Raw genomic sequence first — 22,910 nt, forward strand, 5'->3', positions numbered from 1 at the left:
TGGGGCCCACTCCGGGCCGTTCGGGACCCAGGGGCGTGCGCCGGCGGCTACGGTCGGTGGCCATGAGGACCTGGCGGGATGGCGACGGGACACTGACGGTCGACGGGGACGCGGGGGCCCGGGGGGTGCCGCTGCGGATCGCGGCCTCGTACCGGTCCCGTACGCGCGGGCTGCTGGGGCGGGACGGGATCGACGGGGCGTTGCTGCTCACGCCGGCCGGGAGCGTGCACACGTTCCGGATGCGGTTCGCGATCGATGTGGCGTACCTGGACCGGAAGTTCACCGTGCTGGCCGTCCGCACGATGAAGCCTGGCCGCCTCGGTCTGCCGCGCCTGCGCTCCCGCCACGTGGTGGAGGCGGAGGCGGGGGCGATGGAACGGTGGGGGGTGCGGCCGGGCGTGCGGGTGGAGCTGCGGGCGGCGGACGCCCGATAGGTCCTACGGCGGGCCCGCGCCGAGCAGGGTCCAGGCGCCGTAGGCCGCCGAGGCGCAGGCCAGTACGGCGATGACGGCGGCCGCGCGTCCCGTGCTCCGCAGCCGTACCAGGGCGGCGGCGGGCGGGAGGAGCAGCGGGAACGCGGGCATCATCAGGCGGGGCCGCGAGCCGAAGTACCCGGCGCCGATCAGCGAGATGACGACGATCGCGATCCCGTAGACGAGAAGGGGCAGCGGCTGCCGCTGCCGTACGCAGAGCACCACCAGCCAGCCGAGCAGCCCGAGCGCCGCGCAGAGCCCGAGGGCCGCGGGCAGCGGCAGCCCGGCGATGAAGGCGGCGAGCGCGCGGCCGCCGTCGATGCTGTTGCCCCACTGCGCCTGGACGTCGAAGTACGCGACCGGGCTGCCTTCGCGGACGGCCACGAACACCACGTACGCCAGCCAGCCCAGCGGCGCGAGCACCACCCCGGCGATCATCCGGGCGTTGCGGCGGAGCAGCGGGCCGGGACGGCTGTCGGCGCGGAACTCCCGTACGAGGGTGACCGCGGCGGTGATCGCCAGGGCCGCGATGAGGGCGGCGGCGGAGGGCCGGGTGAGCCCCGCCAGAACGCAGAGGGCGCCCGCCACGAGCCAGCGGCCCTTGAGGACGGTGTACAGGGCCCAGGCGGCCAGTGCGGTGAAGAGCGTCTCCGTGTACGCCATCGACTGGACGAAGGCCGTCGGGTACACGCCCCAGAGCGCGGCCAGCGCCACCCCCGTACGCCGTCCGTACAGTTCCGCCCCGACGGCGAAGATGCCCCAGGCGGCGAGCAGCCCGGCCGTCCAGGCGACCAGGAGCCCGGCGCCGCCGAGGGTGAGCGGGGTCACCTCGGCGAGGCCGCGCTCCAGGGCCGGGAGGAGCGGGAAGAAGGCCAGGTCGGAGTGGAGGGCGCCGTCGGGGAGGGTGGCGGTGTAGCCGTAGCCGTTCTCGGCGATGCGCTGGTACCAGACGGAGTCCCAGCGGCCGGTGAGCCGTACCAAGGGGTCCTTGCCGGAGGCTTGTGCGGCCGCCCAGAGCACCAGGAGCCCCAGGGCCCGTACGGCGGCGTAGACCGCGAGCGCGGGCGCGGCGGCCCGGAGCGCGGCGGCCGCGCGGGGGGCGGGGTCGCGGGGGTGCGGGGCAGGAGTGCCGGGCATCCGGGCGCGGAGCTGGTGATCGGACATATGGCCGATTATCTCCCCCGGGGCGGGTGCTCCTGGCCGCGATGGGCGGTGCGTGGCGCCTCTGTGACGTCTGGCGCCTCTCCGCGAGCCTCCCCTCTGCCCTTACCTCTGCCGCCTGCCCCCTGCCTTTGTGCCTCTCCACGGGCACCTTGGGCCCGTGGACCTATGCCCAGGGCACATGTCTCCCTTCAGGGACTGGGCACCGCACTCCCGAACACCTTCCACGGCGAGACCGTGACCGACTCCATCACCGTCAACTGCGGGTGCGCGGAGGCGATTTCCTCCCGTACGGCGACGGCGTCCGGCCAGGAGTCGAGGGACGCGGAGCCGTCGATGACGACCCCGTCCCAGTCGGTGCCGGCCGTCGCGCCACTGCGGTCGACGACGAAGCCGATGCAGAGCACGGAGGCCCGGCCGACGGTCCGCCGTATGGCGCCCACCGCCCGCTCCCGCTCCTCCGGTGGCAGCTCCCCCACCGAGAACTCGACGGCGACGACTCCGCCACGAGCCCGCCGTATGCGGACCAGGAGGTCGGGGCCGCGGTCCACCCACAGCCGGAAACCGACTTCCTGGAGCCTTTGCAGACCGGAAAGAGAGAGAAGCTGCTCCCGCGTCACAGGCGACCGGGCACCGCTCGAAGGGAAGTCCAGACTGACGAGCATGGTCCTCCCGGTCACCGGATGGACCGGGCGAAGCCCCTCCGATTCCAGGTCACCGAGGAGTGTCGCGGCGTCCAGCCGGGTCCAGCCCAAGTGGTACGAGGAGAAGAACCCGGCACTCATCGACGCCGCCCCGCCCTCATCACGACATGAATCCCATCATTCGCGTGCGCCAATAAATGAGTAGGCGACCACCGATGGATCCGAGCGTACCGAGCGGCGGTGAGTGCGGCGTGGGCCCACGGACCCATGGGCGGCCCAAAGAACGGGCCGGGCAGCCGCACCCGGCCGTCTTGGGCCCGACTTTGGGGCCGGGGGCCCGCGCCGGGGACGTGTTCCGGCCGTACGCTCACGGCCGGAAGGCAGCAGCACGCGCGCCGTTCGGATGTTGTGCGGGCCGTACGGGGTTCCGTGCGGGCGCAGTCCGGGTGCCGGCTTACGCGGGCTCCGTGCCACAGGCTTCGGGCTTCGGGCTTCGGGCCACAGGCTTCGGGCTTCGGGCCACGGGGCTACAGGTTCGGGGAGAGGATGCGCCGTGAGCGGTGGCGGGAGCACGGAGGGCAGGAGCGCGGGCCACATACCGCCAGGTCGCCGGGGTGCAGGGGGCTCCGGCGCCCTGGCACGCACGGAACCGGGCGGCCGCTTCTTCGCGTTGACGCGGAGCTGGGCCACGGGCTCGCTGGTCTACCTCGCCGCCGGTTTCCTGTCGAGCCGGATCCTGCTCGAACTGCTGGGCAGCGAGGCGCGGTTGGAGTCGTTCGGGTGGCGGCTCGCGCTACTGCACATCCCCGCGCTCACCGTCACCCTCCTCACCGTCCTGGCCGCCGCCCGCATGCTCCCGGACGAACACCGCCCCTCCCGCCCGCTCTACCTGCTGGCCGCGCTGGCCGTGCCGGTGGCCGGTCTGGCGTACGGCTTCGCGGTCTCGTGGGAGGCGGTGGGGATCGAGGGCGTCCTGATGCCGGTGGCGTCGCTGGCCGCGGGCGCGGCGTCGGGTGTGGCCGTCGACCGGCTGGTGGAGGAGCGCGCGACCCGGCCCGCGCCGCCGCCGACGTACTCGTACAACTGGCGTGACGGCGGCGCCACGGCGACGGAGTACCTCGGCGTCGTGGTCCTCGTCGTGACGCTGATCGGCGCGATGGCGATGGCGGGCGTCGGCGGACAGATCGGGGAACGCATCCGCTGCGCGATCAGTGCGCTGGCCGCCGCCGGTGGAGGTGGCGGGTCGTGCTCCACGGGTGGCGGGACCCCTGAGGCGCAGCCGAGGACGGATGCCGACTACGAGCCGAAGATGTGCCAGATCTCGTCGATCTCGGACAAGGCGGGTGGCAAGGTCAAGATCGGCTGGTTCGAATGGGGCGAGGAGTACGGCTTCCAGCAGAAGGTCTCCCAGGCCAACACCGACGTCAACGGCGACGGCAAGGTCGACGGGAACGACCAGGTCGTCTCCATGACCTTCACGGACGCGGCCTCCGCCGGTGTCACGGCGAGCACGCCGGGCGTGAAGCTGGGGAAGCTCGGCAAGGCGGATGTCGACATCGGCGGTGGCATCAAGATCACCAACGGTGACACCTGGATCTTCGCGAGCGAGGCAGAGGCGCAGCAGATGCGGGACGACATCGAGGAGATGAAGATGTGGGAGACCGCCACCAAGCACGGCGGCGGGTACGGCGGGAACTGGTACTCCGGCATGAAGTGGGCGGAGAAGAAGGAAGACATCGAGCGGAAGATAGGCGACAAGAAGATCTCGTACGCGACGGTCGGCCTCAACGCCTATGCCGACGGCGGCCTTTCGGTGAAGGGCGGCGACGAGGACGAACTCGGCGCGAAGCTCGGCGGGAAGGCCACGTTCTCGCCCGAGGTGACGATCACCAAGGACGACGTGAGCGGCAACGAGTCGTACACCTACACCGCCAAGCTCACACTCGAAGGCAAGCTGAGCGGCAACGCGGGCCCGTTGAAAGGCACGTTGAGCGACCAGCAGAACCGTACCGGCGCCATCACCGTCACCCGCGACCAGAAGACCGGGAAGATCGTCCGCATCGACATGACGCAGACGGTGGAGAACGGTTCGCCGTCCGGCAAGGTCGAAGTCGGCGGCGACAACGGCGAGTCGGGCGCGGACAAGCGCGGCGGCAAGGGCAGGGTGTCGGACCCGTCGGGCGAGAGCGGCATCGACGTGGTGACCAACTCGATCGTCTTCGGCAAGGAGACGGACGCGGCCACCGAGGCGAAGCGGGCCGTCGCCGAACAGTGGCTGGACGGCTCCGGCAACAACACGGCGCCCTTCGAGTACCTCTTCGGCGACCGCGGCATGGAGACACGTCCCACGGGCAACGACCCTTTCGGGAAACTGATGTTCGAGGACGGGCTGTCCAGCACGATGCGCTACCTCGGCCAGAGTGACGCGCAGGAGTTCGGCTTCGAGATCTCGCTCGGGATGAGCCTCGGGTTCTCGCTCTCCGGCGAGCAGAAGCAGGAGACGCTGACCGACGCCCGGTTCCTGGGGGCGCCGCGGGGTGACGGCCGCACGTATCTTCCGTACAGCTACTGCGCGAACTGACGAGGGATGACGATGGTGAAGAGGCCCCACGCGAGAAGCAGGCGGACCACGGCGGCGATATCGGGGCTGCCCCTCTGCCTGGCACTCTGCCTGTCACTGCTGGCAGGGTGCGGCAGCGACACGGACGGCAAGGCCTCGGTCCCAAAGGGCTGGTCCACGCTGGACACGGACAGCCTGAGCGTCGGCTACCCGAAGAACCAGGGGTACGCGGAGCAGCCGGCGGCCGAACGCAGCGAGAGCAACGCGGCGGTGGCGCTGAAGGTGGAGAACGGCATCCGCACGGGCATGGTCTCCGTGCAGCTGGACTTCGCCACGGGCGTGAGCGACGCGGCCGGGGCGGCGGCCGCGGCAGGCGCCGGAATCGGCCTGGGCGCCACCCGCAAGTCGACGAAGGACGTCCGCCTGGCGGGCCCTTCGAGCGCCCGGGACGCCCGCCGCATCGACTACGACTTCACGGCCGACGGCCAGAACGACACACCGAACAAGGGCACCCCGATGACGGGCGTGCTGGTGGCGGGCGTGGACTCGGGGGGTGTGCCGTTCGTGGTGCGGCTGAACGCGGTGAAGAGGGCGGTGGAGGGGGCGGAGCTGGACGCGTTCGTGGGGTCTATCGCGGTGAAGTAGAGGCAGGCCTACCAACCTCGCAGGTCAGAAAGCGCGGTCCCCGCGCAGGCGGGGGTGTTCCGTCCGACGGCTCCAGCCCGCCTCCCCGGGCCTTGTGGTCCCGCGCATGCCGTGAGGCCTCCGGCAACCAGCCGTCGGCGCCCGAAAGCGTCGTACCGGATAAAGCCGCATCAGCCCGGCCCATACGGACCGTAATACGGCACCAACCGGCTCAGCGCAGGTCACTACCCACAGAAAGCAACAGGGCGCACACCCACGGGATACACCTGTCGGTAATTTAATGTCCCTGCCGAAGATCTCCACCGCGAACGCGCAGCGTTCACATTCCGTCCCGCTTTCCGTTTCCGTTCCGCTTGGAGTCGGAGGCGGGGCGGATACGGGGAGCGCGCCTTCGGTGCCGGTCGCCGGGGGGATTGGTTTCTCACCTGGGGGATCGTGTGAAGAGACACCACTTTCCCCATGACCACCTCTTCACCGCAGGCCAATTACCTCTCGTTTTTCACACCCTTCCGCTTCGATGCGATTGGCCGCACGGACGGAGGGCGTGCTTTGATCCATCGCACTGCGGCAGTCGGCCCGGCTATTTCGCTTCAGGGAGCCGCACAAGGGATTTCGTGAATCCTGCTCAGCTTTCCGTTGAATGCTCCGAGCCGACCACCGCATCCCCCGAACCTCGATATATCCATGTGAAGGGAAGCTCCTCATGAACTCCACCCCCCAGGTCCCGACCCAGGTCATCTCCGACGCCGACCTGGACAACGTGTCCGGTGGCATCCTCAACGGTTCCCTGAACAACAACGCCCTGGGCCTGTCCGCCGACGCCCCGGTCTCGCTGTCCGGCGCCCTCCAGGCCGCCACCGGCACCGTCGACGCCGCCACCGGCCTCAACCTTCAGGGCGTCTCGGGTCTCGTCTCGGGTCTCTGAGCCGGCCGTGTGCCGTTGAGCGGCACACCCCACGGCAGTGATGCCGGGCCGCCGGTTCTCCCCATACCGGTGCGCCCGACCGTGTGCCCCGGATCCCACCAGATCCGGGGCACACGGGGTACTCCCCCTTTTGAGGAAGCGTGGCGTGCACTTTCGTCAACAGGCCCTTTCGAAGCTGCGGTCCCCCGAAGACATCGATCTCCCCGTGCGCTACGCCCGCCCGCGCGGCGGGCTCGTGCTCGTCGTCACACTCGCGGTCATGCTCGGCGCGGCCTTCTGGGCGGTGACCGGCACCGTGTCCTCCACGCTGAGCGCGTCCGGCGTCCTCACCCACGCGCAGGGCAGCTACGTCCTGCAGAGCCCGGTCGCCGGTCAGGTGACCGACGTACTCGCCGAAGAGGGCGAGCGGGTCGCCGCCGACACGCCGCTCGTGAAGGTCCGTACGGCCGACGGCAGCACCGTCGTCCGTACCCTCGCCGCCGGCCGGCTCACCGCGCTCGCCGCCACCATCGGCTCCGTGATCACCCCGGGCGCGGACGTGGCGGCCGTCGAACGCGTCGCCAAGGCCGACGACCCGCTCATGGCCCTGCTGTACGTCCCCGCCGGGGCCGGCGCGACCGTCCCCGTCGGGGCCTCCGTCGATCTCACCGTCCAGTCCGTGCCCACCCAGCAGTACGGCGTGCTCCGCGGCACGGTCGAGTCCGTCACCCGGACCGCGCAGACCCGCCAGCGGATCTCCGGCTTCCTGGGCAGCAGCCAGCTGGGCGAGCAGTTCTCCCGGCAGGGGCCGCCGGTCGCCGTGCTCGTCCGCCTCACCACCGACGCGGACGGCGGCGAGTCCGGTTTCGCCTGGTCGTCCTCGCAGGGCCCGCCCTTCCCGCTGGACTCCATGACCCTGGCCGGCGGCTCCATCGAACTCGCCGAGCAGCATCCGATCGAATGGCTGCTTCCATGACCGCTCCTCCCCGCCACGTCACCGGACACAAGCCCCACAAGGCACCCAGAGCCCGCAACCCCCGCAGAGCCGCGCCGGCGAAGCGGCCGAGGCGCGTCCGTACCCCCACCGTCCTCCAGATGGAGGCCGTCGAGTGCGGCGCCGCGGCCCTCGCCATGGTGCTCGCGCACCACGGCCGCCATGTGCCGCTGGAGGAGCTGCGCATCGCCTGCGGGGTGTCGCGCGACGGTTCCCGCGCCAGCAACGTACTTAAGGCCGCCCGCAGTTACGGCCTGCGCGCCACCGGCATGCAGATGGAGGCCACCGCACTCACCGAGGTCCGGGCGCCCGCCGTCCTGTTCTGGGAGTTCAACCACTACGTCGTGTACGAGGGGCCCGGCCGGCGCCTGGGCCGGCGCGGCGTGTACGTCAACGACCCCGACAAGGGCCGCCGCTTCGTACCGGACGAGGACTTCGACACCAGCTTCACCGGCGTCGTCCTCGTCCTGGAACCGTCCGGCGACTTCCGCCGCGGCGGCCGCAAACCCGGCGTCCTGCGGGCCATCCCCGACCGGTTGCGCTCCACCCGGCCCACCCTGCTGGCCGCTCTCCTCGCCAGCCTGCTGCTGGTCGCCGTCGGCGCGGCGGTGCCCGCGCTGAGCCGTACGTACATCGATATCTTCCTGATCGGCGGTCAGACCTCGCTGCTGGGACCGCTGTTCGCCTCGATGGCGGGCATGGTCGTCCTGACCGCCGTCCTCACCGGCCTCCAGCAGGCCAATCTGCTGCGTGGCCGGATCATCTCCTCCACCCTCGGCAGCGCCCGCTTCCTGCGCCATCTGCTGCGGCTGCCGGTCACCTTCTTCGCCCAGCGCAGCCCCGCCGACCTCGTCCAGCGGCTCCAGTCCAACGACTCCGTCGCCGAGACGCTGGCCAGGGACCTCGCAGCGGCCGGCGTGGACGGCGTCGTCGTCATCCTCTACGCGCTGCTGATGTGGACGTACGATCCCCAACTCACCCTCGTCGGCGTGCTGATCGCCCTCCTCAACATCGTCGCCATGCGCGTCGTGATCCGGCTGCGCGCCGCCCACACCCAGAAGCTGCGCGCCGACACCGCCCGGCTGACCAACACCTCGTACACCGGCCTCCAGCTCATCGAGACGATGAAGGCCACCGGCGGCGAGGACGGCTACTTCCGGCGGTGGGCCGGGCAGCACGCCACCACCCTGGAGGAGCAGCAGCGGCTCGGCGTGCCGAGCGCGGCGCTGTCCGTCGTCGCGCCGACGCTCGCCACGCTCAACAGTGCGCTGATCCTCTGGATCGGAGGGCTGCGAGCGGTCGACGGCTATCTGTCGGTCGGCCTGCTGGTCGCCTTCCAGGCGCTGATCACGCGGTTCACCGCGCCGATCACCCGGCTGAACGGCGTGGCGGGCCGCATCCAGGACTTCGCTGCCGACGTGGCGCGCCTCCGGGACGTCGAGAACTTTCCCGTCGATCCGCTGTACGCACGCGATGTGCCGGAGGCCGGCACCCGGCGGCTGACCGGGCACGTGACGCTGGAGGACATCACCTTCGGCTACAGCCCGCTCGACCAGCCGCTGCTCACCGGCTTCTCGCTCTCCGTGGGGCCGGGCCGGCAGATCGCCCTCGTCGGCGGCTCCGGCAGCGGCAAGTCCACCGTCTCCCGGCTGATCTCGGGCCTCTACACCCCTTGGGAGGGGACGATCCGCATCGACGGACAGCGGCTGGACGACATCCCGCGCGGCTCGCTGGCGGCCTCGGTCTCCTTCGTCGACCAGGACATCTTCCTCTTCGAGGGCACGGTGCGGGACAACGTGGCGCTGTGGGACCCGTCGATCACCGACGAGGCCGTGGTCACGGCGTTGCGGGACGCGGAACTGTACGAGGACGTCATCGCCCGGCGCCCGGAAGGCATCCACGGCCGGGTCGAGCAGGACGGCCGCAACTTCTCCGGCGGCCAGCGCCAGCGGCTGGAGATCGCCCGCGCGCTGGTGCGGCGGCCGAGTGTCCTCGTCCTCGACGAGGTGACCAGCGCCCTGGACGCGCGGACCGAACAGGCCGTCATCGCCAATCTGCGGCGCCGCGGCTGCGCGTGCGTGGTCATCGCGCACCGGCTGAGCACCGTGCGGGACAGCGACGAGATCCTGGTCCTGGACCACGGGACGGTCGTCGAACGCGGCCGGCACGAGGCGCTGGTCGCGGCCGGCGGACCGTACGCCGAACTGGTCAGGGAGCACTGAGCGCCGCCGTGACGTACGTTCCACCTCCGGGCACCTCTGTGGCGCCTGCCTCCGACCCTGTGGTCCATGCGCTGGGCGGGCTCGGCTCGCCGGTCGAGGGCGCGGGCCTGCGCAGCCTTCCGCTGGAGGGGCCGCAGGTGCTCTGGCTGGTGGTGGAGGGCGCGCTCGACCTGTTCGCCGTCGACGCCCTCCAGGAGGGCCACTGGCACTTCCTGGGCCGGCTCGACGCGGGCGGACTGCTGCTCGGGCCGGTGGAGGGCCCGCAGCACACGCTCCTCGGCCGGCCCTCCCAGGACTGCCGGCTGCGGCGGATCGCGTTGCGGGAACTGTGGCGGCCGGAATCGTACGGGGATGGGTACGGTGATCGGCCGTACGACCATTCGTACGACCTCTCTTACGGTGCCCCGCACGCCCCCGCCGGGCCGACGCCGCTCGAACACGCGGTCTCGCTCGGCGCCGGGCGCGGTACCGGTGTCCTCTCCGCGGCGCCGCTGGACGGCCGCCCCGCCGCTGCCTCCGGCGCGGCCGTGTCCGACGACGATGTGCTGTGGCTGCCGGTCCCGCCGGGCAGCGTGCGGTACGGCGCGTCCTACGGCGCGGAGGCCGCCGCGGACCTGCTGATGGACGCTGAGCTGTGGCAGCGGATGGTGGACCAGCAGTACCGGCTGCTCACCGCCGTCGACCGCTGGATCGAGCAGGTGGAGCGCGCCCACGAGGACCGTACGGCCGCCGGGTTGCGCGCGGGCGAGGCGGTCCGGGAGAGCGCCGACCAGGCGCTGCTGGCCTCGATCGGGCGGCCGGGCGGCGGCGCGGTGGCCGGTGGCGGGACGGGCGCCGGCGTGGATGCCACGTACGCCGTGTGCCGGCGGGTCGCGGAGGCGGCCGGGATCACGCTGACCGAGCCGCCGAAAGGTGCGGCCGGTGACGGCGACCGCATCGGTGCGGTGGAACGCGTCGCGCTCGGCTCCCGGGTCCGCACCCGTGCCGTACGGCTCGACGGGGCCTGGTGGCGCAACGACGCCGGACCGCTGGTCGGGCAGCGTGCCAAGTCCGGCGCGCCGGTGGCGCTGCTGTGGCGGAGGGGCCGGTACGAGGCGGTCAACCCGGCCACCGGCAGCCGGATCCGGGTCGGCGAGGAGAACGCGGAGGACTTCGCGGAGCGGGCGGTGATGTTCTACCGGCCGCTGCCGGAGAAGCCGCTGCGTACGGCGCGGCTGCTGCTGTTCAGCCTGCGGGGCACCCGGGCCGACCTGCGTAACCTCCTGATCAGCGGGCTGGTGACGGTCGGACTCGGTGCGCTGGTGCCGATCGCGACCGGGCAGGTGCTCGGTACGTTCGTGCCTCGGGCGCAGACGGATCTGATCGCACAGGTGTGCCTGGTCCTGATGATCACGAGCGTCGTCGCCGCCACGTTCATGCTGCTGCAGAGCCTGACGCTGCTGCGGATGGAGGGCCGGATCGAGAGCACACTGCAACCGGCCGTCCGGGACCGGCTGTTGAGGCTGCCGACGACGTTCTTCACCGAGCGGTCGACAGGTGAACTGGCCAGCGCCGCCATGGGGATCAGCGCGATCCGGCGGGTGTTGGCCGGGGTCGGGCCGGTGGCCGTGCAGGCAGGGACGGTCGGCACGGTGAACCTCGGGCTGCTGCTGTTCCACAGTGTGCCGCTGGCGTTGGCGGCGATCGGCATGCTGGTCGTCATCGCGGCCGTGTTCCTGGCGTTGGGACTATGGCAACTGCGCTGGCAGCGACGGCTGGTGGAACTGAACAACCGGCTCAACAACCAGGCGTTCCAGACCCTGCGCGGGCTGCCGAAGCTGCGCGTGGCAGCGGCGGAGAGCTTCGCGTACGCCGCCTGGGCGCGGGAGTTCGCGCGCTCGCGGGAGATGCACCAGCGGGCCGGGCGGATCAGGAACATCACCACGGTGCTCGACTCGGTGTATCTGCCGCTCTGTTCGCTCATCATGTTCATGCTGCTGGCCGGTCCGGCGCGCGGGACGATGTCGGCCGGGGCGTTCCTGACCTTCAGTACGTCGGTGACGATGCTGCTGACGTCGGTCACCCAGCTGACCGGCGCCCTGGTGTCGGCGGCGGCCGCACTGCCGATGTACGAGCAGGTCAGGCCGGTGCTGGAGGAGATGCCCGAGGTGAAGAGCGCGAGCGCCCGGCCCGGCGTGCTGTCGGGCGGGATCGAAGCACGGAAGCTCTCCTTCCGGTACGCCGAGGACGCGCCGCTGGTCCTCGACGACGTGTCGCTGGAGATCCGTCCCGGCGAGTTCGTGGCGGTGGTGGGCCCGAGCGGCTGCGGGAAGTCGACACTGCTGCGCCTCCTCATCGGCTTCGACCGGCCGGAGTCCGGCAGTGTGCTGTACGACGGCCAGGACCTGGCCGCCCTCGACCGGTCGGCCGTACGGCGTCAGTGCGGGGTGGTGCTGCAGAACGCGCAGCCGCTGACCGGGTCGATCCTGGACTGCATCTGCGGTACGGAGTCCTTCACGCAGGAGGAGGCGTGGGAGGCGGCCGAGATGGCAGGGCTGGCCGAGGACATCCGGCGGATGCCGATGGGGCTGCACACGATGATCGCCGGGGGCGGGGCGATCTCGGGCGGCCAGCGGCAGCGGCTGATGATCGCGGTGGCGCTGATCCGGAGGCCTCGCATCCTCTTCTTCGACGAGGCGACGAGCGCGCTGGACAACGAGACCCAGCGCACGGTGATCGAGAGCACCCAGCGCCTGGACGCCACCCGCCTGGTGATCGCGCACCGGCTGTCCACGGTGATGGACGCGGACCGGGTGGTGGTGATGGCGGAGGGGCGGATCGGGGAGGGCGGGGGGCCATCTGCGTGAGCTGGTGCGGAGGCAGTTGGCGTGACGGCGGGAGGGCCGGCACCGCGATCGCGTCGCGGTGCCGGCCCTTTGCCGTGCGTGTCTCCCGGCGGAGGTCAGGAACCCTCACCGCGCGGGAAGGAGACCTCCACGCGGCGGTTCTTCTTCCGGCCCTCTTCGTTGCTGTTGCTGGCGATCGGATACTGCTCGCCGTAGCCCCGGATCTCGTACGTGATCGTGGGGCCGAGCGCCTTGGAGAGGACTCCGTGCACGGCGTCGGCGCGCTTCTTGGAGAGCACGTCGCCGTGGGCGGAGGAGCCGAGGTCGTCGGTGAAGCCGAAGACGCGGACCTTGGTGGCGTTCTGCTTCTTGATCTCGTCGGCGATGGCGGCGATGCGGGCGTTGGCGGCCGAGCTCAGCTTCGCGCTGTCCTTGCCGAAGAGGACTTCGGCCTGGAGCGCGAGCTTGATGTCGGCGTTGCTGTCCTCGCGGCGTTCTTCGCCGCCTTGCTCCTCAACCACTTGAACGATGTCGAGGACCCTGCCAGGCGCGAGTGTCCCGCCCTCAGGCATCTTCAGATCAGGGTCGTTCGCATCGATGGGAACGGGAGCCTCGGATGTCGCCTCCGTGCCTGGTGGCACGCTGGGTCCGTCGTCGCCGTAGGAGACGGACGTGCCCAGGACCGCACTGCTCACCACGAGCACGGCAACGGCCATCAGGCGTCCGGCGCTGCGCTTGGTCCCAACACGTCGGGTGGTGTTCATGTCCGCAGTCACCCGGAGATCTTGAGTGAGGTAGTGGCGAAAGTCGGTAGGGTGAGGTCGACTTCCGTCGTTTCCTGAGGAGGCGCCGGGAACTGCATGAAGATCGAAGCGGAATCACCCGGTGACAGCGGGACGATCGCTGTCGTACACAGACACCGGCCATCGGTGTCACGCAGCACGTAGTAGTTCTTCTTGCCCGTCTTGTCCACCAAGGTTGCCCCGGCAACCGAGTTGGGGTTCTTCGCTACGAGCGCGGACTCCTGTCCCACCCAATTGGACGTGTTCTCGGTGGTGTCGCCGCCGTTCTCGATCACAGCCTGCACGGTCACGAAACCGCCGGAATCACGCTCGACCTGGTTGACGATCAGCTTCAGACCGTTCTGCCCACGGGCTTCCGCGAGCTTGGCATCCGGGTCGACGGGATCGCCGGCAGCGGTGTCGTTCTGCTGCTCTCCCTTGTCCTCGGGCGAGGGGCTGGCCGGAGCGGACGTACCTGCGGAACCTGTGCTCGGCGCGTCGCCGCCGTCATCGCCACCGCAGCCGGCAACGGTCAGGCTGAGGACCGCGGCCATCGCCGCTGCGACCGTCGCCCTTCTGGCTGTTGTGGTCCACCGCATGGTCATGGTTCAGAATCCTCTGCTCATCGTTCGCTTCACTGTCACTGGTCGACCAGCCGGACATCGAAGAGAGTCCTACTCACGCTCTCCCACGGTGGAGGGCTGGCCAGCGTGATCTCGATGATTTCGCCGTTCCGGCACGTGAAGACGTAGAGGTCCAGGACTCCGTCACCGGTGAGATCCACCGCCTCGGGGTTGGGACAGCGGAACTCGACGACCGCGGTGGCCTTGGCCTCAGCCCTCCTGTTCTCCGAACCGGGGAGAACCGAGGAGTCCACCGTCTTGCGCCCTTGGACCTCGACCGTGACCCGGTCGCGCAGGTATCCGGGGGTCGAGTAGCAGAGCTGCTGATCGGAACCGTTGGCGTCGGCCAGTCGCTGGGCCTCGTGGCAGGGTGCCACGAACGACCCGCCGAGGAAGGCATCCAGCATATCGAGAGGAAGCGAAGCGAGGAATCCCGTCCCGAAGTCGTCGCGGGCCTGCTGAGCAGCGGCCAGCGCGGCGGCATCGGCCGCGCCTTGGGATTCGTTGCGCAATGCCGAGGCCTTGCCGACAGCGAAGAAGGCCAACGCAAGGAAGAGCAGGCCCGCCACCATCATCACGTAGATGGGAAAGGCCTGCCCTTGCTCCTTGCGCAGGATACGAGTCACTTCGCCGTGATCGAGTTCACCAGTCCGCTGATACGCGCCGAGATCGCCCCACCGATCCCCGTAGCCACGATCGCCCCGATGATCGCCACGACCACCAGAATGATCCCCAGGTACTCGAACGCCGTCTGCCCCCGGTCCTTCGCCGCGTACCGCTTCCGGATGGCCGTGACGGCCGTGTTGGCCCAGCCGTTGACGCGGACGGCGGTCTTCAGGGTGATGTCCGACATGGTGTTCCCCTCCTGGTTCGGCCGGTCGTCCGCCGGCCGGCTCGGGCGTTTCCGCGGTGCCGTCCCCGGTACCGGCTTCCTCCTGGCCGGTGCCATGGGCGACGGGAGAAACATAAGAGGGAACCGCTGTGCGGTCAGAGGGTCCGTGGGCCCATTCTCGGGCCCAAAAGGCCTCATGGGCCCCCGTGGGTAACGTCCGGTTCGCCTTCCGGGCGGTCATGGGCGCCGTCCGGGGTCCCGGGGCGCCGTGCCGAGCCAGCGGGCTATGGCCTCGCTGCGGCTGGCGCTGTGGAGCTTGGTGAAGATGCGGTTGATGTGGTTCTTGACGGTCTTCTCGCTGATGAAGCAGGTGGCGGCGATCTGCTGATTACTCATTCCGGACGCAATCAGCTCCATGACCTCCACCTCCCTCGAACTCAGCCCGTACTGCTGCCTGTTGGGGGAAGGGACCGATCCCCCGTTTACAGAAGACTGTCCCACAACAGGTTGCAGTTGCGAAAGGCTTTCGGAATGTTCGCGCTGTCGCGAGGGCACTTGGGCGGGTGCCTGAACGGGCTTGCGCCCAGTTGCCGTTGCCAACGCCGCGCCCAGCCCGTCCGGCAGCGGCGCCCGCTCCGGGCCCGTGCCGTGGCGCATGTGGGCCAGCAGCGCGTCGGCGGCCGTGGCGGTGAAGTGGGCGCGGCCGTTCCTCGTGTCCCGTACCGCTTGCACCAGCTGGTCCGCCGTGAACTCGCCGTGCACCAGATAGCCGCCGGCACCCAGGCGCAGGGCCTCGTGCACGATCTCGCTCTCGCGGCTGTACGTCAGCATGAGTACGGGGGCGATGCCCACCAGGTGCGGCAGCGCGGAGATGCCGTCCACGCCGGGCATGCGGACGTCCAGCAGGACCACGTCCGGGCGGTGGTGGAGCGTCTTCTCGTACGCCTCCCGGCCGTCCGCCGCCTCCGCGACGACCTGGATGTCGGCCCGGCCCGAGAGCAGGACGCCCAGGCCCGCGCGGACCACGGGGTTGTCGTCGGCCACCACCACCCGGAGCCGGGCCGTGGCGGGAGCGGGGGGCAGGGCGGGGGGAACGGTCGCGGGGTGCGGGGGGCCTGGTTCGAAGACGTCGTCCGGCATGTTTGCGGCCTCCTCTCCGGGTCGGGGAATCAAGGAGCGGGGATCAGAGCGGTCTGGGGGTCTGAGGATCTGGAGGTCAGAGGGTCCGAGGGTCTGGGGGTTGGGAGGTCCGAGGGGCAGAGTGGTCATGAGGATCACGGGGATGACATGTGGGCGGCGGGGACAGACGTGGGTCTGGCCGGTACCGGGGCCGCCGGTGCGAACGGTGGTGGTGGCGAAGGGGCCAGTGCCGCCAGCGGGAGCTCCACCCGCACCTCCGTCCCCCGCTCCGCCCTGCCCCGGCCGATCCGGATCCGGGCCCCGATCGACGCCGCCCGCTCCACCATGCCGACCAGGCCGAAGTGGCCCGCCAGCCGCAGGCCCTCCAGGGTGGTTCCGGCGGGCAGGCCGCGGCCGTCGTCGTACACACTCATCCTCAGTACATCGCCCTTCACCCCGGCCAGGACGACCAGGTACGTAGGGCCCGCGTGCCGGTGCGCGTTCTCCAGGGCCTCCGAGGCGACCGTGAGGAGCTGGCGGGCCACTGCGTGCGGGACGGGCGGGACCGGGGTGTCCTCGGCGAGGCGGCGGAACGTGGCGGTGAGGGAGTGGCGAGCGGCGAAGTCCGCCACCTGGGCCGCCAGTTCGGCGATCACGTCCACGCCGCCCTCCAGGCCCTGTTCGCGCCGCAGGTCCGTCAGCAGCTCCCGTGACTCGGCGGCGGCCCGGCGCGCGGCCCGGGCGACCAGTTCCGCCTGGTGCCGTACCGTCGGCGGGTCCATCCGGTCGGCCGAGCACGCCAGGCCGTCGGCGGCCAGCGCCAGGCCGTGCAGCGTCTTGGCCACCGAGTCGTGCATCTCCCGTGCCAGGCGGGTGCGTTCGCCCTCCACCGCCTCGTTCACCGCCAGCCGCGCCCGGGTCTCGGTGAGCGCCTGCGTGGCCGCCCCGAAGCGGAGGAGCAGGTTGCGGAGCGTGACGCCGACCGCTCCGGCGATCACACAGAAGCCGGGCAGCAGCAGCGCCGCCGCCCCGCCCGCCTCCAGCTTCGGGACGCTCGCGTACACGCCGAAGACGATCACCACCTGGAGCGCAGCGAAGACCGCGGCCCCGCGCCAGCCCTGGACCAGGCCGGCCAGGAGCGGGGTGCAGACGGTGACGTACGCGAGGGTCGACTCGGGGGTCGCGGTGATCAGCAGGAGCGCGCCGAAGAACACGTCGACGGCGAGCAGCCAGGGGTGGCGCAGGAGGATGGGGCCGAAGCGTTCCCAGTCGCGGAAGAGGACGTACGAGCCCATGAAGGTGACCAGGATCGCCGAGCCGATGAACCAGGTGGGCAGGCCGGGCGCGGTGTGGGCGATGGCGAACGGGGTGGCGATCGCGATCATCGCCAGGCGGAAGCCGAACACCTGGCGGCACATCGCCTGGAGCGCGTTGACCTGGATGGCGAAGGCCGGGGCCGCCGGGGTGCCGGTGTGGGCCCGGGTCAGGTCGGTGGTCAGGCCGGGCCGGGACCCGGTCAGTTGGTATGCCATGCGCCTGTCACCTCCGCCTCGTTCCCCGCAGGGCCCCGCTGTCCCCGTCGTCCCCATCCCGTACGCCGTTCATGTCAGCCGCCCGTGAGAAACGAGAAGTCGACGTCGGCTCCGTACACGAACCCGACCGTGAGGAGGACGAGCGTGCCGGGCAGGAGGAACGTCGTGACCGCGAACGTCGCCTTCGGGACCGCCTTGGCCGCCTTGCGGCGGGCGTTCTGGGCGTCGGTGCGGCGCATGTCGTTGGCGATCTGGATGAGCGTCTCGACGATGGGCGCACCCAGCTCCTCGCCCTGCTGGAGCGTGGTGACGAACATCGCGACCTGCTCCGAGTCGTTGCGTCTGCGCAGCTCCTCGAAGGCCTGGCGGCGGCTGACGCCCATGTCCATCTGGCGCAGGGTGATGCGGAGTTCGTCGGACCACGGGCCCTCGTACTTCTCCGCCACCCGGTCCAGCGCCTGCCGGAAGCCGAGGCCGGCGGAGACGACGACGGCGAGGACGTCGAGGAAGTCCGGCAGCGTGCGTTCGATGTGCTCGCGGCGGACCCGGATCGCCGACCAGATCCCCGCCTCCACCCAGAACAGGCCGAACGCGATCATGAGGAGCGCCAGGAACAGCTGGCCCTGGAGGAGCATGGAGAAGGCGCCCAGGAGGCCCAGTGCTCCGTAGACCGCGCGGCGGGCCGCGTAACGGTCGATGGTGAGGCCGCCCGGGTTTCCGGCCAGGTCGATCTGGCGCCGCTTCTTGTTGACCGCCTTCGGGCCCATCATCCGCAGCACCATCGGGGCCCAGCGGATGCCGAGCCGGTCGATACCGGAGCCGACCGCGCCGGTGCGCGAGGCGCCGGATTCGAGGGCGATGGCGAGGTCACCGGGGAGCTTGGCGTCGGCCCGGTAGATCCGGATGCCGTGGAGGGCCCCGTAGACGGCCAGGCCGACGACCAGGGCGAGCAGCAGGTCCATGGCGTTCTTCTCCCAGCCGGTCAGACGTCGATACGGGACAGGCGGCGGATGACCACGAACCCGACCGCGTACAGGGCGAGGGCCACGACCACCGCGGCCTGGCCGATGAAGGCGCCGGTCATCCGGTCCAGCGCTCCCGGCATGACCGCGTTCATCAGGAGCATCGCGCCGACCCCGAAGACCGGTACGGCATAGGCGGTGACGGTCACCTGCGAGAGCTGGGTCTTGACCTCGCGGCGGGTCTCCTTGCGCTCCTCCAGCGTCTCGGTGAGGTTGCGCAGCGAGCTGACGACCGTACCGCCGGCCCGGTTGGAGAGGACCAAGGTCGTCACCAGGACGACCAGTTCGCGGGAGGGGAGGCGGTCGGTCAGTTCGCTCAGCGCCTCGTCCAGCGATTCGCCTACCGCCAATCGCCTGGCCACGCGCGCCAGTTCCTCGCCCGCCGGGTCCTCCAGCTCCTCGGCGGCCATGGAGAGCGCGGTGCGCAGCGCCAGGCCCGCCTGGGTGGCGTTGGCCAGGATGCGGGAGAGTTCCGGGAGTTGGTTGATGAACTTCTCGGTGCGCTTGGTCCGCTGCCAGTTGAGGAAGGCGTTGGTGCCCCAGAGTCCGATCAGCGCGGCGACCGGGCCGAAGAAGGACGCGAGCATGGAGGAGGCGATCATCCACAGCCCGGCCATCGCGAGGAGCGCGTAGACGAAGAACTCGCCGGGCGTGAGTTCCATGCCGGTCGCCGCGAGTTTCAGCTGCAGCTTCCGGCCGAGCGCGGTGGCCCGCAGCCGCCGGTCCAGGCCCTTGAAGCGGCGCCGGCGGCCGGTCTCGGGGACCTGGCCGACGTAGGAGAGCCGCTCGACCAGCGCGTCGCGGTCGGCCTTGCCGCCGGAGTAGGCGTACAGGCCCATCACGCCGAGCACACAGGCGATCAGCGTGACGCCGACGGTGAGCAGGGGGAGGTTGACGTTGTCCATGGCGCGTACCTAGTTGGCCTCTCGGGTGGCGAGCTGTTCGGCGCTCTGCGCGATGCCGAACGCCTGCGGGATGGGCTGGCTCGCCATGTAGAGGCGGTCGGCGACCCTGCGGGGCAGCGGCAGGTACTGGAAGCGGCCGTAGATGCGGCCGTCCGCCGCCATCGGCTGCCCGTTGAAGCGGGCCACCGTGACGATCCGGTACGGGTCGCGGCCGTGCGAGTCGAGCACCGCGATCTCGGTGATCTTCCTGGTGCCGTCGGCGTGCCGGGTGAGCTGGACGATCACGTCGACGGCGCTGTTGATCTGGTCGTGCAGCGCCTCGAACGGAATCTCCACCTCGGACATCGACGCCAGGGTCTGGAGTCGCATCAGCGCGTCCTCGGCGCTGTTGGCGTGGACGGTGGCGAGCGAACCGTCGTGGCCGGTGGACATCGCCTGGAGCATGTCGAGCGACTCGCCGCCACGGACCTCACCGACGACGATGCGGTCGGGCCGCATACGCAGGGAGTTGCGGACCAGGTCGCGGATGGTGATCTGGCCCTTGCCCTCGACGTTGGCCGGGCGGGACTCCAGCCGGATCACATGGCTCTGCTGGAGCTGGAGTTCGGCGGAGTCCTCGATGGTCACGATCCGCTCGGTGTTCGGGATGAGGCCGGAGAGCGCGTTGAGGAGCGTCGTCTTGCCGGTGCCGGTGGCGCCCGAGACGATGATGTTGAACTTGGCCTGGACGAGCCCGGCCAGCAGGACCAGCATCTGCTCGTCCAGCGAGCCGAAGCCGATCATCTCCTGGAGGGTGAAGGAGCGCGGGAAGCGGCGGATGGTGAGCGTGGCGCCGGTCAGCGAGAGCGGCGGGATGATCACGTTGACGCGTTCGCCGCTCGGCAGCCGGGCGTCGACCATCGGATTGGACTCGTCCACGCGGCGGTTGACGGTCGACACGATGCGCTCGATGGTCTGCATCAGCTGCTCGTGCGAGCCGAAGCGCAGCGGCAGTTGCTCGACCTTGCCGCTGCGCTCGACGAAGATCTGGTCCGGGCCGTTCACCATGATCTCGGTGATCGACGCGTCCTCCAGGAGCGGTTCCAGGATGCCGAGGCCGAGCGCCTCGTCCACGACGCGCCTGATCAGCTGCGAGCGCTCGACGGTGGAGAGGACCGGGCCCTCGCGGCTGATGATGTGGCCGAGTACGCGCTCCAGCCGGGCCCGCCGGTCGGCGGCGGCCAGCGAGGACATCTCCGCGAGGTCGATCTCCTCCAGCAGCTTGGCCCGGTAGGTGGCCACCAGGTGGCCGTCCTCCCGGCCGCCACCCTGCTCGTCCGGGGCGGTCATGCGTGCCCGCAGGCTCATCGGCGTAACTCTCCTCGGTGTGACGGGTGGTGCGGGGCCGGGTCGGCGTGGGCCGTGCGTGGCGCTACTCGCGCGGCATCGTGGCGCTCCGGGTCGCCACCCAGCCGTCCAGGCCGGGGACGACGGACGGGACCTTGACCTGGACCGTGGCGGTGATGTCCTCGCCGCCGCTCTGGCTGTACCCGAACCCGTCGCCGCTCAGCCAGCCGCTCACCGAGCTGCGGGCCACGGACGCCGGGTCCCCGTGGGCGTCGTAGCTGGCCGCCGTACGGGCTCCGGCGCGGGCGGCGGTGCCCGCCTGGTTGGCGGCGTACGCGGCGATGCCGAGCTGGACGGCTCCCATGGCGACGAGGAGCAGGAGGGGGAGGAAGCCGAGGTACTCCAGGGCGACCTGGCCCCGGTCCCGGCCCTTCCCGGCCCGTCCGGCCCTGACGCGTGCGCTGTACGGCATGGTCGTCATCGCTCAGTCCTCCAGCGCCGATCCGGCTTCGCCGTCGATGTCGATGTCCAGGTCGAAGAGGCCCGGCACCAGGACCGGGACCTTGAGCGTCACCTTCGCCTCGTACAGGTCCGAGCCCCGGCCGCAGCTCACCCGGGCCGCACCCGCCCAGGCGTCGGGCAGGTCCTCCTCGGCTCCCGCCCGGCACGCCGCGTCGGCCCCGTACTCCGCACCGCTCCCCTTCCGCGCGCCCACGTCGGCCGCGTTGCCCGCGAGACTGAAGGTGTAGCCGATCAGTGCGCACTCCCAGAGCACGAGCATGATCAGGATGATGAAGGGGGTCATGCCGAGGAACTCGATCGCGGTCTGCCCGCGATCGTTCCGCCGGAGCTGCCGGGTCCGTCCTCGGCCGGCCTCCCGGAGCTGCCAGGTGTGTCCTCGGCCGGCCCACCGGAGCTGCCGGGTCCGACCGCGATCAGCCTCCCGGAGCCGCCAGGGTCCCCGGAGCCTGCGGAAACTGCGAGGCAGCCTCCTCGTGGAGCGGCCAGCCGTCCTTCCGGTCGTCGTCGTCATCGCTCAACGTGTCCCCTCGGCGTCGGCGGGCCCGCCGCGCCGACGGCGCGGGCGTCCGATCGAGCCCTGGTCGTTCTTGAAGGTGCCGCTGTTCCTCCTGGCCAGAACGCCGCCGGACTTCTTGGCGGCCGCGCCCGGCTTGACGATGCCCAGCTCTCCGGCCAGGCCCCACAAGGCCTGCTTGACCGTGCTCCTGGCGTCCAGTTCGTGCAGGCGGCCGGAGTCGACGGCGGCCTGGAGCTCCTTGAAGTTGGCGGGGACCGCCGCGTTGGCGACCCGGGTGCCGGTGATCTTCTGGATCAGCGGCGGCTGGATCTCGGTGTTGCGGGTGAAGCGGTTGACCAGGGTGACGGTCTCCTCGGCCTTGCGGATCTGGAGCCGGTCCCACATCCGTACGATGCGTTTCGCACCGCGCACCGCGACCACGTCCGGGGTCGTCACCAGCAGGGCCGTGTCCGCCATCTCGATGGCCGCCGCGTTGGCGCCGTTCATCTGGCCGCCGCAGTCGATGACGACGATCTCGTACCGGGAGCGCAGCGCGCTGACGATCTGGCGGGCCGAGCGGTCGCTGACCTCCTCGCCGCGTTCGCCGTCGCCGGGGGCCAGCAGGAGGGCGAGGCCGGTGGAGTGGGAGAAGACGGCGTCGGCGAGGACGCGCGGCGAGATGTCGGTGATCAGCGCGAGGTCGACGAGCGAGCGGCGGAACTGTACGTCGAGGAAGGAGGCGATGTCGCCGGTCTGGAGGTCCATGTCGACCAGCGCGACGGTGTGGCCCGACGCCTGGGCGGCCAGGGCCAGTTGGATGGCGGTGACGGTGGCGCCGACGCCGCCCTTGGCGCCGGTGACCGTGACGACGGTGCCGCCGGGGCCGGTGAAGACGTCTCCGGCCGAGGAGAGGTGGCGGCGTACGCCGGTCGACCACTGGGCCGCCGCCTGGACCCGGTTGGCGAGCTCCTCGTACCCCACCGGCAGGGTGACCAGGCCGCGGGCGCCGGAGTCCATCGCGTCGGCGAAGAGGTGCGGGCCGGCGTCCGTGGTGATCATGACGACCCCGACGGACGGGAACCGCAGGGAGACCTCCCGGATCAGCTCCAGCGCCGGGACCGGGCCGATCCGCTCGTGCACCAGCACCACTTCGGGCAGCTCGTCCAGGGCCTCGCCGGCCAGGCGCGCCAACGTGTCGATCAGCTGGGTGGAGTCGGCGACCGGGACCGCGGGTTCGGCGTCCGGCAGCTGGCTGAGCAGGGTGGTGAGGGAGCGGGCCGCGTCCGGGTCGCCGACGGCCGGGAGGATTCTGGTGGTCATCCG

Annotated in this window: 21 protein-coding genes; 7 read left to right on the forward strand and 14 right to left on the reverse strand. The window is 70.9% G+C overall.

Annotated features, from left to right (window positions below):
- The first annotated feature begins 62 nt into the window (after positions 1-62).
- Positions 63-434 (forward strand): DUF192 domain-containing protein, encoded by a 372-nt coding sequence (locus tag ACIRR8_RS08020; RefSeq protein WP_404060399.1) that lies wholly within the window; start codon positions 63-65, stop codon positions 432-434.
- Between the two features lie 3 nt (positions 435-437).
- Here the strand turns inward: ACIRR8_RS08020 and ACIRR8_RS08025 are convergent, their stop codons facing one another.
- Positions 438-1,637 carry a hypothetical protein gene (locus ACIRR8_RS08025; protein WP_404060402.1) on the reverse strand — a complete coding sequence of 400 codons (1,200 nt, stop codon included), beginning with the start codon at positions 1,635-1,637 and terminating at the stop codon, positions 438-440.
- A gap of 188 nt (positions 1,638-1,825) precedes the next feature.
- Positions 1,826-2,419 carry a hypothetical protein gene (locus ACIRR8_RS08030; protein WP_404060405.1) on the reverse strand — a complete coding sequence of 198 codons (594 nt, stop codon included), beginning with the start codon at positions 2,417-2,419 and terminating at the stop codon, positions 1,826-1,828.
- A 412-nt stretch (positions 2,420-2,831) separates the two neighbouring features.
- On the opposite strand from ACIRR8_RS08030, the gene ACIRR8_RS08035 reads away from it, so the two are divergent.
- The 6 genes from ACIRR8_RS08035 to ACIRR8_RS08060 all read left to right on the forward strand — a co-directional run bounded on the left by ACIRR8_RS08035 (position 2,832) and on the right by ACIRR8_RS08060 (position 12,449).
- Entirely contained in the window at positions 2,832-4,859 is a 2,028-nt protein-coding gene (locus ACIRR8_RS08035; protein ID WP_404060407.1) for a hypothetical protein, read from the forward strand.
- Between the two features lie 12 nt (positions 4,860-4,871).
- Complete coding sequence (locus tag ACIRR8_RS08040) at positions 4,872-5,483, forward strand: hypothetical protein (protein WP_404060410.1); 612 nt, start codon at positions 4,872-4,874, stop codon at positions 5,481-5,483.
- Between the two features lie 703 nt (positions 5,484-6,186).
- Positions 6,187-6,408 (forward strand): type A2 lantipeptide, encoded by a 222-nt coding sequence (locus ACIRR8_RS08045; protein ID WP_404060412.1) that lies wholly within the window; start codon positions 6,187-6,189, stop codon positions 6,406-6,408.
- A gap of 145 nt (positions 6,409-6,553) precedes the next feature.
- Positions 6,554-7,363, forward strand: a complete 810-nt coding sequence (locus ACIRR8_RS08050) for an HlyD family efflux transporter periplasmic adaptor subunit (protein ID WP_404060415.1) — start codon at positions 6,554-6,556, stop codon at positions 7,361-7,363.
- Positions 7,360-9,603: an NHLP family bacteriocin export ABC transporter peptidase/permease/ATPase subunit gene (locus ACIRR8_RS08055; RefSeq protein ID WP_404060418.1), complete on the forward strand. Its 2,244-nt coding sequence runs from the start codon at positions 7,360-7,362 to the stop codon at positions 9,601-9,603. The genes ACIRR8_RS08050 and ACIRR8_RS08055 overlap by 4 nt, the downstream gene beginning before the upstream one ends.
- 8 nt (positions 9,604-9,611) lie before the next feature.
- Complete coding sequence (locus tag ACIRR8_RS08060; protein ID WP_404060420.1) at positions 9,612-12,449, forward strand: NHLP bacteriocin export ABC transporter permease/ATPase subunit; 2,838 nt, start codon at positions 9,612-9,614, stop codon at positions 12,447-12,449.
- 95 nt (positions 12,450-12,544) lie between these two features.
- Here ACIRR8_RS08060 and ACIRR8_RS08065 read toward each other — a convergent pair whose 3' ends face one another.
- The 12 genes from ACIRR8_RS08065 to ACIRR8_RS08120 all read right to left on the reverse strand — a co-directional run bounded on the left by ACIRR8_RS08065 (position 12,545) and on the right by ACIRR8_RS08120 (position 22,907).
- On the reverse strand, positions 12,545-13,192 hold the full coding sequence (locus tag ACIRR8_RS08065; protein ID WP_404060423.1) for an OmpA family protein: 648 nt from the start codon (positions 13,190-13,192) through the stop codon (positions 12,545-12,547).
- A gap of 8 nt (positions 13,193-13,200) precedes the next feature.
- Positions 13,201-13,815 carry a hypothetical protein gene (locus ACIRR8_RS08070; RefSeq protein ID WP_404060425.1) on the reverse strand — a complete coding sequence of 205 codons (615 nt, stop codon included), beginning with the start codon at positions 13,813-13,815 and terminating at the stop codon, positions 13,201-13,203.
- Between the two features lie 35 nt (positions 13,816-13,850).
- Positions 13,851-14,459 carry a pilus assembly protein TadG-related protein gene (locus tag ACIRR8_RS08075; RefSeq protein WP_404060427.1) on the reverse strand — a complete coding sequence of 203 codons (609 nt, stop codon included), beginning with the start codon at positions 14,457-14,459 and terminating at the stop codon, positions 13,851-13,853.
- Positions 14,456-14,686, reverse strand: a complete 231-nt coding sequence (locus tag ACIRR8_RS08080; protein WP_404060429.1) for a hypothetical protein — start codon at positions 14,684-14,686, stop codon at positions 14,456-14,458. The genes ACIRR8_RS08075 and ACIRR8_RS08080 overlap by 4 nt, the downstream gene beginning before the upstream one ends.
- Before the next feature lie 216 nt (positions 14,687-14,902).
- Positions 14,903-15,805, reverse strand: coding sequence for a response regulator (locus ACIRR8_RS08085; protein ID WP_404060432.1), 903 nt, complete (start codon positions 15,803-15,805; stop codon positions 14,903-14,905).
- 134 nt (positions 15,806-15,939) lie between these two features.
- Entirely contained in the window at positions 15,940-17,316 is a 1,377-nt protein-coding gene (locus ACIRR8_RS08090; protein WP_404060435.1) for a sensor histidine kinase, read from the reverse strand.
- Between the two features lie 74 nt (positions 17,317-17,390).
- Complete coding sequence (locus ACIRR8_RS08095; RefSeq protein WP_404060437.1) at positions 17,391-18,278, reverse strand: DUF5936 domain-containing protein; 888 nt, start codon at positions 18,276-18,278, stop codon at positions 17,391-17,393.
- Positions 18,279-18,298: 20 nt separating this feature from the next.
- Complete coding sequence (locus ACIRR8_RS08100; protein ID WP_404060440.1) at positions 18,299-19,243, reverse strand: type II secretion system F family protein; 945 nt, start codon at positions 19,241-19,243, stop codon at positions 18,299-18,301.
- Positions 19,244-19,252: 9 nt separating this feature from the next.
- Positions 19,253-20,590, reverse strand: a complete 1,338-nt coding sequence (locus tag ACIRR8_RS08105) for a CpaF family protein (protein ID WP_404060442.1) — start codon at positions 20,588-20,590, stop codon at positions 19,253-19,255.
- Positions 20,591-20,654: 64 nt separating this feature from the next.
- Positions 20,655-21,041, reverse strand: coding sequence for a TadE/TadG family type IV pilus assembly protein (locus ACIRR8_RS08110; RefSeq protein ID WP_404060759.1), 387 nt, complete (start codon positions 21,039-21,041; stop codon positions 20,655-20,657).
- A gap of 12 nt (positions 21,042-21,053) precedes the next feature.
- Positions 21,054-21,389, reverse strand: coding sequence for a septum formation initiator (locus ACIRR8_RS08115; protein WP_404060762.1), 336 nt, complete (start codon positions 21,387-21,389; stop codon positions 21,054-21,056).
- A 216-nt stretch (positions 21,390-21,605) separates the two neighbouring features.
- Positions 21,606-22,907, reverse strand: coding sequence for a CpaE family protein (locus ACIRR8_RS08120; protein ID WP_404060444.1), 1,302 nt, complete (start codon positions 22,905-22,907; stop codon positions 21,606-21,608).
- Positions 22,908-22,910: the final 3 nt, after the last annotated feature.

Source organism: Streptomyces sp. NPDC101178 (assembly GCF_044767965.1).
Classification (GTDB): domain Bacteria; phylum Actinomycetota; class Actinomycetes; order Streptomycetales; family Streptomycetaceae; genus Streptomyces.